Source organism: Devosia sp. Root413D1 (assembly GCF_001425235.1).
Lineage (GTDB): Bacteria > Pseudomonadota > Alphaproteobacteria > Rhizobiales > Devosiaceae > Devosia_A.
The window spans coordinates 586,117-598,342 of record NZ_LMEA01000012.1 but is presented as its reverse complement, the minus strand read 5'-3'; the positions used below and the strand labels follow the sequence as shown (position 1 = coordinate 598,342).

Here is a 12,226-nt window from a genome sequence, read left to right as displayed (position 1 = left end):
TGAACGATCCGAAAATGGCATGCCGGCCTCCCCGCCCTTCATGCCAAATCCGTCCACCATGTCTCCGAACACCCGTCCACCATCTCCCCGGTCTATACACCCTCAAGGGGGAGGGAGGCGCTAACAGATGAATCGCGTGCAGTCCGCTCCAGACTAACCCTCGCCCCGGTCCAGCCCGTCGCCGTCGATCCACTGGCTCTTGTCGATAGCGCTTTCCGGCTCGTCTTCGAGCGAGGCCTCATCGGCTGCCTCGATTGCCTCGAGCTCGTCGGAATCGGGCGACAGCGTTTCGCGATGCGCCGCCGGATCGTGGTCGACCGAGGTCGGGTCCATGCCTTCGCCGGCGAGCCCATTGAGCTGGGCGACCGCTTCGTCGATGGCGCCGATCAGGGTGCGCGGATCGTCATCGCCGAAATCCGTCGCTTCGAGGTTGCTGAGCTCGTCGCGGATCGCCAGCAGCCGTGCCAGCCGCTCGACCGCCGGCCAGTCGTCGCCATAGAGCAGCTCTTCGATCTCGGTCTGGCTCACCGGCTGGGCAAAGCCGGGTGTGTCGCCGTCATTGCCGGCCGGCGTGTCCTCGGCGATCAAGCCGCGAAAATGGTTCGAGATCATCGGCGCCTCCCTCAGTGAGCAGTAACGCACACACCCAGCGACGGGTTCAGCCCATATCTTAAGCCTCCGTTTACGCCGTCTCCAGACGTGAGCGATTAAGTACAAGTCACAGCTGCGGGCGCAACACTCCCTTCACCAGTGGGGGCCGAGAGCAGTGGCATTGGCTCCAGAAGGACGCGCCATCTTGCAAACTGTACTGACTACGCTCTTCGAGCAACACGACCTCCGCCTGGTGGCCCTGGCGGCTTTGGTTTGTGCGCTCTCCGCTTTTGCCGGCATTACCCTGCTCCATCATGCCCGCCGCACCACAGGCGCCATGCAACGGGTCTGGCTGGCAGTCGCCGCCTTCTCCGTCGGCTTCGGCATCTGGGCGACGCATTTCGTCGCCATGCTCTCGTTCAATGCCGGCATGCCGGTTGGCTACGACCTGCCGCTCACCCTGGTTTCACTCAGCATCGCCATCTCGATCGTCGGGGGTGGCCTGTGGTTCGCCGCGCTCGGCACCCGCCGTTCCGATTCCGTGCTCGGCGGCGCCGTCATCGGCCTCGGTATCGCCCTGATGCATTATACCGGCATGGCCTCGCTGCTGATCGGCGGCGGCATTGCCTGGGCTTCGCCGCTGGTCGCCGTGTCCGTGCTGCTGGGCGTGGCCCTTGCCGGAGCGTCGATCTATTTCGCAGTGAACGGACACACCCTGCGCCACCGCATCCGTGCCACGATCCTCCTCACGCTTGCCATCTGCGCCATGCATTTCACTGCCATGGGAGCAGCGGGGCTGGAGAACTGCTTCCCGGTGGTCTCTGCCGAAGACCAGACGCCGCAATGGCTATCGATCGTCGTCGCGCTGGTCTCGGTGATGATCCTGGTGTTTGCACTTGGTGGTACCTACCTCGACCTGCTCGATCGCCGCCGCACTCTCGCCGAGAGCGACCGCATGCGCGGCCTCGCCGATGCCGCGGTGGAGGGCCTCCTGGTGGTGCGCGGTGGCGAAATCGTCACCGCCAACCAGAGCTTTCTCTCCATGGTCGACCTGCCGCAGGCTTCGGTCAGCGGCCGGCAGCTTTCGGAATTCCTCGGTTCGGCCGCTTGCTCCATGCTGCTCGAGCGACCCAACATCGCGGTCGAGACCGACCTGAAGACCGGCTTCGGCGCGGTGCCTGCCGAAGTCATCCTGCGCCAGGTGGATTTCGCCGGCCAGCCACACCAGGCCATCGCCATCCGCGATCTCTCGGCCCGCAAGCAGGCCGAGCAGCATATCCGCTTCCTCGCCCACCATGATGCGTTGACGGGCCTCCCCAACCGGGTGAGCTTTTCGCGCAAGCTTGAGGACGAGATCAGCCACGCGCGGCGTCACGAGCAGAGCTTCGCCGTGCTCTGCCTCGATCTCGATCGCTTCAAGGAGGTCAACGACCTGTTCGGGCACGCCGCCGGCGATGCCTTGCTGCAGCGCGTCGGCCAGGCGCTGCTCGGCGCCATCGAGGGTGTCGGTGACGCCGCGCGCCTGGGCGGCGACGAGTTTGCAGTGCTGCTTGGGGATATCGGCACGCCGGCCCGCGCCGGTCGCATCGCCGAGCAGATCCTCGACGGCTTCCGCCGCAACAACGAGCAATCGGCCGGCGGTGCACTGATCTCCGCGTCGATCGGCATCGCACTGTTCCCTGATAACGCCGATACCGCCGAGCAGCTGATGACTCATGCCGACACGGCGCTCTATCGCGCCAAGCAGGATGGGCGCGGCATCTACCGCTTCTTCGAGAACGCCATGGGCGCCGAAGTGCGGGACCGCCGCATGCTCGAGCATGACCTGCGCCACGCCGTGTCGCGCAATCAGTTGCGCCTCGTCTATCAGCCGCAGGTCGATATCCAGTCGGGCGAAGTCACCGGCTTCGAGGCGCTGGTCCGCTGGAAGCATCCGGAACGCGGCGAGATTCCACCGTCGGTGTTCGTGCCGGTGGCCGAGGAGAGCGGGCTGATCCTGCAGATCGGCGAGTGGGTGCTGCGTGCCGCCGCCAGCGAAGCGGCGCGCTGGAAGTCGCCGCTTTCGGTGGCGGTGAACGTTTCGGCAGTGCAGGTGCATTCGCCCACCTTCGCGCAGACCGTGCACGAGGTGCTGATCAGCACCGGCCTGTCGCCGGCCCGGCTCGAGGTGGAGATCACCGAAACGGCGCTGATCCGCGACATGATGCGGGCCGTAACGACGCTCAGGCAGATCCGGGCGCTCGGCGTCCGCATCGCCATGGACGATTTCGGCACCGGCTACTCGTCGCTGGCGAACCTCCGCGCTTTCCCGTTCAGTAAGATCAAGGTCGATCAGTCCTTCATCCGCGCCGTCGACAACAATGACCAGTCGGCCGCCATCGTGCGGGCGGTACTGGGTCTGGGCAGCGGCTTGAACGTTCCGGTTGTCGCCGAAGGCGTCGAACGGGCCGAGGAGCTGGCGTTCCTCAAGAGCGAGGTCTGCCAGACGGCGCAGGGCTATCTGCTGAGCCGCCCGGAAGACATCCGGACCTTCGCTGCGCTTACCGAGGGCAGGACCAAGCTGCTCGACAGCATCCTGCCGCCGCCCCTGCAGGCACTGGCCGGCTAGCTCCGCGCGGCGGCGGCCTTGCGTCGAGCGGACAGGCCGCCTAGCTTCCATGTTGTCCGTGGCGCTCAGTGCCGCGGTCGATGGAGGTATGGACCATGTCTGCGAGTTTTGTGATGCGCCGACGATAGGGCTTAGCCGCCGCTTGCCGGCGCACCTCTAACCACATCGCTACGATGGCAAAGGCCCAGGCTCCGGCGGATATCGCCGGGCCGAGGGCCTTTTTCATTCGCTGGCGCCTTCCCCTCGTAACAAGGAGACAGGCGCCACGCGCCTGCTTGGCTATGACAGAATCTGAGGCCACTGCCCCCGCTTCCAGCCGCGACGTTGCCCGTCGCCCCGGCTGGCGAAACTGGCTGCTATCCTGGATCCGCTGGGGAAAACTGCGCCGTGAGCCGCAACTCCCCGACAGCCTCCGGCGCGATATCGGCCTGCCACCATCGCCTCGGCCGATCGACGATCCGCTGCGCTGGCGGAAGTAACGGCCGGCTGCCTTCTCCCACGTGGGAGAAGGCGCTCTCCGAGCTTTCTTGTGGCGCAGGGGCGCACCTCCGTCCCCGCGCTCTCCGGCTGCGCTCAGGCGAGCACCTCGCGGAACAGCCCGATCGTTCGCGACCAGGCCAGGTCGGACGCTTCCTTGCTGTAGCGCGCGGCCGAGGTGTCGTTGTTGAAGGCGTGGTTGGCGCCCTCGTAGATGAAGATCTGGTGGTCGATCCCGGCGGCCTTCAGCGCTGCCTCGAAGGCGGGGATGCCGGCGTTGATCCGCTCATCGAGCCCGCCATAGTGCGCCATCACCTTGGCCTTGATGTTGGGCACCGCCGCGGCATCCGGTTGCCCGCCATAGTAGGGCACCGCCGCGAGGAGGTCGGGCGCCACTGTCGCGAGGTTATTGACCGTGCCGCCGCCCCAGCAGAAGCCCATGGCGCCGACCTTGCCGTTGACCTTCGCATGGGTCTTCAGCCAGGCGATGGTCGCGACACCATTGGCCGCCACGTCTGCCGCCGGCAACTGCTGGAACATCGGCCGCGCCGCCTCCTCGTCGGCGGGCGTGCCGCCGAGGTCGGAGAGGAAGTCGGGCGCCAGCGCCACGAAGCCCTCGAGCGCCACGCGCCGCGCCACGTCCCTGGTGTGCGCATTGAGCCCGCGATTCTCGTGCACCACGATCACCGCTCCGAACGGTCCGCCCTCGGCAGGGTAGGCGAGGTAGCCGCGCATCTCGCCTTTCGCGCCCGGATAGGTCACGTCCTCGACAACCAGCCGCGCATCGTCCTCCGGCACCAGACCCTGCGCCTTGGCGTTTGATGCCATCAGCGCCGCTGCCACCGTCGCCGCGCTCATCGAGCCTGCGAGCTTGGCGAGATTGTCCATGAACTTACGGCGGTCGAGGCTCAGGTGGGTGTAGTCGTCGAAGAGATTAATCATCTCCTGCGAGATCTGGGGTGTATCCCTCTCGTCCATTTCGCCGTCCTCCTGCATTTTGACGCGAGGGAGGCTAAGGCGTGCAACCGGACTTGGGGATGACGCTCGCACGCTTGTGAGGCGATGTGAGCAGGCTATTCGCCGGCGAGCCGCTGCGGCTCCGGCCGGGCTTCATCGAACTCCATCGCCTCGATCCGCTCGCCGCGCTTCACGATCTTCGAGGACGAGGTGACGATGTCGCCGATATCCCCGGCGGCCTGGGTGAAGTGGGTCTGGAGCTTGCGCACCCGCTCGTCCAGCCGGCCGACATCGGTCAATAGCGCCCGCACCTCGGTCTGGATGCGATAGGCCTCTTCGCGCATCTTTACGTCGCGCAGCAGCGCCTGCACCACCTGGATGGACAGCATCAGGATTGACGGCGAGACGATGACGATGCGCGCCTTCAGCGCACGCTGCACCACATCCTCGAAATGTTCGTGCAGGTCCGCAAAGATCGATTCCGACGGCACGAACAGGAAGGCCGTGTCAGCGGTCTCCCCGGCGATCAGGTATTTTTCCGAGATCGCCTTGATATGGACGCCCATGTCGTTGCGGAACCGGCTGGCCGCGAAACGCGGGTCCTCGCCGTCACCGGCACCTGAAAAGCCCTGCCAGCTCTCCAGCGGGAACTTGGCGTCGATCACCAGCGACGGCGCCCCGTTCGGCATATAGACCAGCGCATCGGGGCGGCTGCCGTTCGACAGCGTCGCCTGGAACGCATAGGCGTTCTGCGCCAGCCCATCGCCGATGATCGCTTCCATCCGGCCCTGGCCGAACGCGCCGCGCGTCTGCTTGTTGGCGAGGATCGACTGCAGCGACACCACATTCTGGCTGAGCTGGGTGATGTTGGATTGCGCCCGGTCGATCACCGCCAGCCGTTCCTGGAGCTTCGCCAGGCTCTCGTTGGTCTTGACGTTGCTCTCCTGCATGACCGCGCCGATGCGCTGGCCCTGGCTGTCGAGCCGTTCGTTCACCAGCCGTGCCAGGTCGGAGGTGCGCGAGCCAAAAATCTCGCTCATCGTCTGCATCCGGCCGGTCATCTCCGACTGCACGCGAACCATGTCGGCGATGTAGCGCTCGGTCTCCTGCGCCTTGAGCTGCGCCGCGGCTGCCTCTTCGGCGCGCTGCTCTGCCTCTTCCGCCCGGGCGCGCGACTGGCGCACCACCACGACGAGCAGCGCCACCAAGAGGGCCGCGACGACTCCCACAGCCGCATAGGCGGCGATCTCAAGCGTGACGGGGAAGTCGGCGATGACGAAAAGCACTCGATCCATCGCCTCAGCTTACACGATTCGACGCCGTTGTTCCCGCATTGTTCTTCGGCGCCGCAATTGGCGTAAACAGAGCGTAAACCGGCTGGCCGTTGACCGGCGCCCGGGAAATACCATATTCAGCGGCAACCCCCGATGAAGGACTGAACGTTCATGGCCAAGCGCCCCATCCTGATCCTGCCCGACGAGCGCCTGCGCGCCATTGCAGAGCCGATCGAGAAGATCGACGATGGCATCAAGCAGCTCGCCAAGGACATGCTCGAAACCATGTACGACGCGCCGGGCATTGGCCTCGCCGCGCCGCAGATCGGCGAGCTGAAACGTATCGTCGTCATGGACCTCGCCAAGGAAGACGAGCCGGCCGCGCCGCTGGTCATGATCAACCCCGAGATTCTCAAATACTCCGAAGAGACCGTCACCACCGAGGAAGGCTGCCTCTCCATCCCCGAGCTCTACTATGATGTCGAGCGTCCGGCTGAGGTCACCGTCCGCTACACCGATCTCGACGGCAAGGAAGTGGAGCTCGACGCCAAGGATCGCCTGGCGGTCTGCGTCCAGCACGAGCTCGATCACCTCGATGGCGTGCTCTACATCGACTACCTGAGCCGGCTGAAGCGCGACCGCGTGCTGAAGAAGTTCCAGAAGGCCGAGCGCCTCGCCAAGAAAGCGGGCTGAGCTTGGACTCTCGGTGGTCCTCCCCTGCGTAGCGGGGGAGGCGGATGAAGGCCTCAGGCCTTCACCGCGTGGGGACCAGCGAAGCTGGTGGAGGGGGCGACCACCAACATCGGCGCCTCCCGAAATCCCGACTGAGAGGTCGTATGAAAATCATCTTCATGGGCACGCCGGAATTCGCCGTGCCCACCCTCACCGAGATCGTCTCGACCGGCCACGAGGTGGTCGCCGTCTATACGCGTGCGCCAAAACCCGCCGGCCGCGGCCAGGCGGAGCGTAAGTCGCCGGTGCATGAGGCGGCCGAGGGCTTCGGCATCCCGGTGTTCACCCCGCGCTCGCTGAAGCAGGCGCCCGAGCAGGAGGTGTTTGCCTCGCTCGATGCTGATGTGGGGGTGGTCGTCGCCTATGGCCTGATCCTGCCTAAGCCAATCCTCGAGGCCCCGCGGCTCGGCTGCCTCAACCTCCATGGCTCGCTGCTGCCGCGCTGGCGCGGCGCCGCGCCGATCCAGCGGGCGGTCATGGCGGGCGACGCGCGCACCGGCATCATGGTGATGCAGATGGACGAGGGCCTCGATACCGGCGCCGTCGGCCTGATCGAGGAAATGCCCATCGGTCCCGACATGACCTCGGGCGAGCTGCACGACCGGATGATGCTGGTCGGCGCCGACCTGATGGGCCGGGCGCTCGCCGCGCTCGACCGTGGCAGCCTGCATTTCACCCCACAGCCGGAAGCGGGCGTTACCTACGCCAGTAAGATCGACAAGGCCGAGGCCCGCATCGATTGGACGAAGCCCGCGAGCGAGGTGCACAACCTGATCCGCGGCCTCTCGCCATTCCCCGGCGCCTGGTTCGAGCTGAGCCTTAACGGCACGCCCACCCGCATCAAGGCGCTGCGCTCGACGCTGGTCGCCGCAGAGGGCGCCCCGGGCACCATCCTTCCCGACCTCACCATCGCCTGCGGCGCCGGCGCCGTCCGCCTCACCATGGTGCAGCGCGAAGGTAAGGGCGCCATGGACGCCGCGACGTTCCTGCGTGGGGCAGGGGCGTTGCCGGAGCGGGCATCGTGAGGGGGCCTTTCTAGCGATGCCCCGCTACCGTCTCTCGATCGAATACGACGGCCGCCCCTTCTGCGGCTGGCAGCGGCAGGCGGGCGATCTCTCCGTGCAGCAGCTGCTCGAGGAGGCGATCGAGCGCTTTTCCGGTGAAAGCGTCGTCACCCAGGCCGCCGGTCGCACCGATGCGGGCGTGCATGCCCTCGGCCAGGTGGTGCATTTCGACCTCGAGCGCGACTGGGATCCATTCAAGGTGCGCGAGGCGCTGAACTATCACACCAAGCCGCACCCGGTGGCCATTCTCACTGCCGATCGCGTCGATGAAAGCTTCGAGGCCCGCTTCTCGGCCATCGCCCGGCACTACGAATACCGCATCCTCAACCGACGTGCCCGGCCCGGCCTCGATGCTGGCCGCGTCTGGCACGTGCCGGTGCCTCTCGATGCCGATGCGATGCACAGGGCGGCGCAGCTGATCCTCGGCAAGCACGACTTCACCACCTTCCGCGCCGCCGAGTGCCAGGCCAAGTCGCCCGATCGCACTCTCGACATCTTCACCGTGTCGCGGCAGGCCGAGATGATCATCGTCACCGCCAAGGCGCGGAGCTTCCTCCATTCGCAGGTGCGCTCGATGGTCGGCTCACTGAAGCTGGTGGGCGACGGCAAATGGCGCCCAAGCGATTTCCGCGCTGCCCTCGATGCGCGCGATCGCGCCCGCTGCGGCCCGCTCGCCCCGCCCGACGGGCTCTACCTCACCAAGGTGGATTACTGACAGCGCTTCAGGGGGCCGTAGCCGCTCCAGCGCCGGCCGTCAGTTCGGCCAACTGCTCCGGCGACAGCGGGAACACCGCGCTCACCACGAACAGTGCAATCACGCCGCTGATCAGTTGCACCACGAGGAATGAGGCGATCTGCCAGGGCGTCAGCGTCAGGATGAGCCGGGCGATGTTGATCATGATGATGATGATCACGATGCCCGTGGCGATGAACATCAGCTCGCCGCCGGCGCCCACCAGTCCGAGCAGCGTCGTGGCGATGGTCAGGAAAAAGGTCGCCCAGTTGTCGACCACGATGTAGGGCACCAGCGCATCGGACCGCTTCAGCTGGCGCAGCACCAGGGCCGCCGCGCCGATCTGCAGCGCCAGCACGATAATCACCGTGGCAATGGCCCGGAACGCCGTACCGCTCGTTCCGGGCACGCCCAGCACCAGCGGCACCGCGGTGTTGAGCAGCGCCACCACCAGGAAGGCGATGAAGCTGCCGACCAGCCCGCGATCGGAGAAGTCGAAATAGCCATTGGCCCGGCGGTCACCGATCACCAGCGCCACAACGCCGCGGGCGGCCGAGGCCACCTCGTTCCAGATATCGTTGCTGCGTTCAGGCACTAGCCGACCCCGTTCAGTCCGGTGGTCAGCATGTAGAGCCCGACTCGGGTGGCGACAAGCGCGACAATCGAAAGAATGGCAAACGCGGCGGAAATGCCGATCCTGAGTTTGCCGACCTCGCGCGCCACCCGGAACAGCATAAAGCCGATGACCCCGAGCGTCGCCGTGAGAATGTTCGATCCGCAGAGATAGGCCAGCGGCAGCGACAGCCCGAGGATGAACGCCACAGCGTAGGTGGCGGGCACGGCCATCGCCACGGAAGGCGTCCGTAACACCCGCGCCGTTACTGCGATCACCACCCATACGACGCCGAGCTGCAGGGCATTGGCGACAAGGCTGAGGACGACCGTCGCCCAGCCGGGAAAGCCGCTGAGCGAACTCTCGATGAGGATCAGTGCCAGCACCACGGCAAAGAAACAGCCGGTGGCATTGATGAGGCCGAGACCGGTGAGGTTAAATTTCTGCGCCGCGCCGGGGCGAGCCGCCAACAGGTCGAGCCAGCCGACAATGGCGCGCCACAGCTCGCCGAAGGCGTTCACGGCGCCGCCATCATCGCCTGCCCGGTCGGCAGCGCCAGCAGCAGGAAGCTCGCGGCGAAGGTGCCGAGTGCCACCAGCACGCCGATCAGTATGGCGCCGCCCCAGCCGACGCCAAACAGGCTCTTCGCCGCCCGAGCCGAGAAATAGCCGAGGATGCCGATCATCGCCGTACCGGCACCGACCCCGAACGCCCCGAGGATGATGCCGACGAGCTGGCTCAGCGCCAGCACCACCGCGAGAAACAGAAACAGCGCCGGCAGCCGATCGCGCTTATCGAGCAGCAGCCCGGCGCCGCCGACCACGACGAACGGCACCGCTGTCATCACCAGCGCCAGAAGGGCGAAATCGACCACCGCCCGCAACGCCTCGGGCAGTGCAGGGGCAAACGGCACCACCAGCAGCACTGCCTGCAGCAACAGCATCACGACGATGCCGGTCACAGCATGGGTCCAGCTTACGCCCGCCGCCGCTTCATCGCTCGCCGGCGCCCGGCCGAACGCGGCTGCGTTGCGACGCCCACAGCGCCGAGAAAGCCTGCTGCCATTACTCGGTCCCCAGGTAGTCGGCGATGAACTGCGCATAGAGCGCCGCCAGGTCCTCGACATCGGTGACGCGGACGTTCTCGTCCACCTTGTGCATTGTCGGCCCGGGCAGCCCGAACTCCACCACCGGGCAATATTCCGCGATGAACCGAGCGTCCGACGTACCGCCGCCGGTCGACAGTTCCGGCGGAATGCCGGTGCGCCGGGCGATGGTCTCGACCAACGTTTCGACGCCACCACCGAGCGGCGACAGGAATGAGCGGGAAGGACGGCCGACCACCGTGAACTCGGCGCTGCACTCGCGCAAATCCTGGCTCCCGATCACCTCTTCGATCGCGGCGATCAGGCTCTCCGGCGTCCAGCGGTCATTGTAGCGCACATTGAAGCGCAGCAGCACCGAGGCCGGGATGACGTTGGTGGTCTCGTTGCCGACATCGGCCGAGGTGAATTCGAGGTTCGAGGGCGGAAAATGCTCGGTGCCGTCATCGAGCTTGCCGGTCAGCGCCCCGATCAGCAGCGCCGCCGTCGGCAGCGGGTTGTTGGCCTTGTCGGGATAGGCGACATGCCCCTGCGTGCCGGTCACCCGGATCTGCCCGTTGAGCGAGCCGCGCCGCCCCACCTTGATGCTGTCGCCCACCCGCGCCGTGGCGCTCGGCTCGCCGACGATGGCGAAATCGAAGCGGTGACCCTGAGCTTCCGCCCAGGCCATCAGCTTGTCGGTGCCGTTGACCGCGTCGGCTTCCTCATCATTGGTGATGGCGAGTGAGATGCGCCCAGTCTCCGGCGCCCGTGCGATCGCCGCGATAAACGCCGCGATCCCCGATTTCATGTCGGCGGCGCCGCGTCCATAGATCGTCCCGTCAACGATCTCGGCGGCAAACGGCTGGTACCGCCAAGCCGCCGTGTCGCCCGGCGGCACCACGTCGGTATGCCCGGCAAACAGCAGATGCCGGCCCTCGCTGCCGCGCGTCGCGAACAGGTTGTCGACCGGATAGGACCCATCCCCCTCGAACCGTACGCGCTCGCAGCTGAACCCCAGCGGCACCAAGGCCGCCTCGAGCACGTCGAACGCGCCATGCAGCTCCGGCGTGACTGAGGGCTGGCGGATCAGGTCGGCGAGAAGCTGGACGGGGTTGATCCCCTCTGCGAGCGTCATTGTCTCGTCCGTCCCTGTCAGTCGCGCAACAGCTCGTTGATGCCGGTCTTCGACCGCGTCTGCGCGTCGACCGTCTTGACGATCACTGCGCAATAAAGGCTCGGGCCCGGCTGGCCGTTGGGGAGCGGCTTGCCCGGCAGGTTGCCCGAGACCACCACGGAGTAGGGCGGCACCTTGCCGATATGGATTTCGCCGGTCGCCCGGTCGACGATCTTGGTCGAGGCGCCGATATAGACGCCCATCGACAGCACCGAGCCCTCGCCGACCACCACGCCCTCGACCACCTCGGAGCGGGCGCCGATAAAGCAGTTGTCCTCGATGATGGTCGGGCCGGCCTGCATCGGCTCCAGCACGCCGCCGATGCCGACGCCGCCCGAAAGGTGCACGTTCTTGCCGATCTGCGCGCACGAGCCGACCGTGGCCCAGCCATCGACCATCGAGTTCTCGTCGACGAAGGCGCCGATATTGACGAAGCTCGGCATCAGCACGACGCCGCGGCCGATATGCGAGCCGCGTCGCACGATGGAGCCGGGAACCGCCCGGAAGCCGGCCTCACGAAAACGGTTCTCGCCCCAGCCTTCGAACTTCGAGGGCACCTTGTCCCACCAGGTGGTGCCACCGGGGCCCTGGATCACCGCGTTGTCGTTGAGCCGGAAGCTCAGCAGCACCGCCTTCTTCAGCCATTGATTGACCGTCCAACCGTCGCCAGACTTCTCGGCAACGCGCGCCTTGCCGCTGTCGAGCAGTTCGAGCGCTGTCTCCACCGCCTCGCGCACTGCGCCTTGCGTACTGGAGCTGATCTCGGTGCGCGCCTCCCAGGCGGCATCGATGGTCTGGGCGAGATCGGCATACGACATGACAAGTGCTTTCGGTCGGGTGGCAGGACGGCGCGCCGGACATTATCCGGCCCGGTCCTGCTGTCAACGATCCTTAACCCCGGCCGTGACAAGCTCAAGGC

At 66.4% G+C, this 12,226-nt stretch carries 12 protein-coding genes; 4 read left to right on the top strand and 8 right to left on the bottom strand.

The genetic code is table 11. From position 1 onward, the window contains the following. Nucleotides 1-153 precede the first annotated feature (153 nt). Entirely contained in the window at nt 154-612 is a 459-nt protein-coding gene (locus ASC89_RS25180; RefSeq protein ID WP_056003161.1) for a hypothetical protein, read from the bottom strand. 184 nt (nt 613-796) lie between these two features. Between ASC89_RS25180 and ASC89_RS25175 the strand changes: the two genes are divergently transcribed. After that, nucleotides 797-3,199: a bifunctional diguanylate cyclase/phosphodiesterase gene (locus ASC89_RS25175; RefSeq protein ID WP_055886098.1), complete on the top strand. Its 2,403-nt coding sequence runs from the start codon at nt 797-799 to the stop codon at nt 3,197-3,199. A 573-nt stretch (nt 3,200-3,772) separates the two neighbouring features. On the opposite strand, the gene ASC89_RS25170 is transcribed toward ASC89_RS25175, so the two are convergent. Both ASC89_RS25170 and ASC89_RS25165 read right to left on the bottom strand, forming a co-directional pair. Then, nucleotides 3,773-4,654 carry a dienelactone hydrolase family protein gene (locus ASC89_RS25170; protein WP_056003158.1) on the bottom strand — a complete coding sequence of 294 codons (882 nt, stop codon included), beginning with the start codon at nt 4,652-4,654 and terminating at the stop codon, nt 3,773-3,775. Nucleotides 4,655-4,749: 95 nt separating this feature from the next. Further along, on the bottom strand, nt 4,750-5,928 hold the full coding sequence (locus tag ASC89_RS25165; protein ID WP_055886093.1) for a DNA recombination protein RmuC: 1,179 nt from the start codon (nt 5,926-5,928) through the stop codon (nt 4,750-4,752). Nucleotides 5,929-6,078: 150 nt separating this feature from the next. On the opposite strand from ASC89_RS25165, the gene def reads away from it, so the two are divergent. The 3 genes from def to truA all read left to right on the top strand — a co-directional run bounded on the left by def (nt 6,079) and on the right by truA (nt 8,418). Further along, entirely contained in the window at nt 6,079-6,600 is a 522-nt protein-coding gene (gene def / locus ASC89_RS25160; RefSeq protein WP_056003155.1) for a peptide deformylase, read from the top strand. A 143-nt stretch (nt 6,601-6,743) separates the two neighbouring features. Further along, nucleotides 6,744-7,664 carry a methionyl-tRNA formyltransferase gene (gene fmt / locus ASC89_RS25155; protein WP_055886088.1) on the top strand — a complete coding sequence of 307 codons (921 nt, stop codon included), beginning with the start codon at nt 6,744-6,746 and terminating at the stop codon, nt 7,662-7,664. A gap of 16 nt (nt 7,665-7,680) precedes the next feature. Then, the gene (truA, locus tag ASC89_RS25150) at nt 7,681-8,418 is read left to right on the top strand and encodes a tRNA pseudouridine(38-40) synthase TruA (protein ID WP_055886086.1); all 738 of its coding nucleotides are present in this window, start codon (nt 7,681-7,683) and stop codon (nt 8,416-8,418) included. Nucleotides 8,419-8,425: 7 nt separating this feature from the next. Here the strand turns inward: truA and ASC89_RS25145 are convergent, their stop codons facing one another. From ASC89_RS25145 to dapD, 5 genes are all read right to left on the bottom strand, one after another. Beyond that, a complete protein-coding gene (locus ASC89_RS25145; protein WP_056003152.1) occupies nt 8,426-9,031 on the bottom strand; it encodes a hypothetical protein in 606 nt (201 codons plus the stop codon). Next, on the bottom strand, nt 9,031-9,570 hold the full coding sequence (locus ASC89_RS25140; protein ID WP_056003149.1) for a hypothetical protein: 540 nt from the start codon (nt 9,568-9,570) through the stop codon (nt 9,031-9,033). The genes ASC89_RS25145 and ASC89_RS25140 overlap by 1 nt, the downstream gene beginning before the upstream one ends. After that, complete coding sequence (locus ASC89_RS25135) at nt 9,567-10,010, bottom strand: hypothetical protein (protein WP_056003147.1); 444 nt, start codon at nt 10,008-10,010, stop codon at nt 9,567-9,569. The genes ASC89_RS25140 and ASC89_RS25135 overlap by 4 nt, the downstream gene beginning before the upstream one ends. A 103-nt stretch (nt 10,011-10,113) precedes the next feature. Continuing rightward, nucleotides 10,114-11,268 (bottom strand): succinyl-diaminopimelate desuccinylase, encoded by a 1,155-nt coding sequence (gene dapE, locus ASC89_RS25130; protein WP_056003144.1) that lies wholly within the window; start codon nt 11,266-11,268, stop codon nt 10,114-10,116. Nucleotides 11,269-11,285: 17 nt separating this feature from the next. Continuing rightward, complete coding sequence (gene dapD, locus ASC89_RS25125) at nt 11,286-12,125, bottom strand: 2,3,4,5-tetrahydropyridine-2,6-dicarboxylate N-succinyltransferase (RefSeq protein WP_056003142.1); 840 nt, start codon at nt 12,123-12,125, stop codon at nt 11,286-11,288. Nucleotides 12,126-12,226 lie beyond the last annotated feature (101 nt).

Bases quoted from the DNA above. Each gene is read 5' to 3' on its own strand.
- ASC89_RS25180 (WP_056003161.1), bottom strand. From the start codon at position 612: ATGATCTCGAACCATTTTCGCGGCTTGATCGCCGAGGACACGCCGGCC.
- ASC89_RS25170 (WP_056003158.1), bottom strand. From the start codon at position 4,654: ATGGACGAGAGGGATACACCCCAGATCTCGCAGGAGATGATTAATCTC.
- ASC89_RS25165 (WP_055886093.1), bottom strand. From the start codon at position 5,928: ATGGATCGAGTGCTTTTCGTCATCGCCGACTTCCCCGTCACGCTTGAG.
- def (WP_056003155.1), top strand. From the start codon at position 6,079: ATGGCCAAGCGCCCCATCCTGATCCTGCCCGACGAGCGCCTGCGCGCC.
- fmt (WP_055886088.1), top strand. From the start codon at position 6,744: ATGAAAATCATCTTCATGGGCACGCCGGAATTCGCCGTGCCCACCCTC.
- truA (WP_055886086.1), top strand. From the start codon at position 7,681: ATGCCCCGCTACCGTCTCTCGATCGAATACGACGGCCGCCCCTTCTGC.
- dapE (WP_056003144.1), bottom strand. From the start codon at position 11,268: ATGACGCTCGCAGAGGGGATCAACCCCGTCCAGCTTCTCGCCGACCTG.
- dapD (WP_056003142.1), bottom strand. From the start codon at position 12,125: ATGTCGTATGCCGATCTCGCCCAGACCATCGATGCCGCCTGGGAGGCG.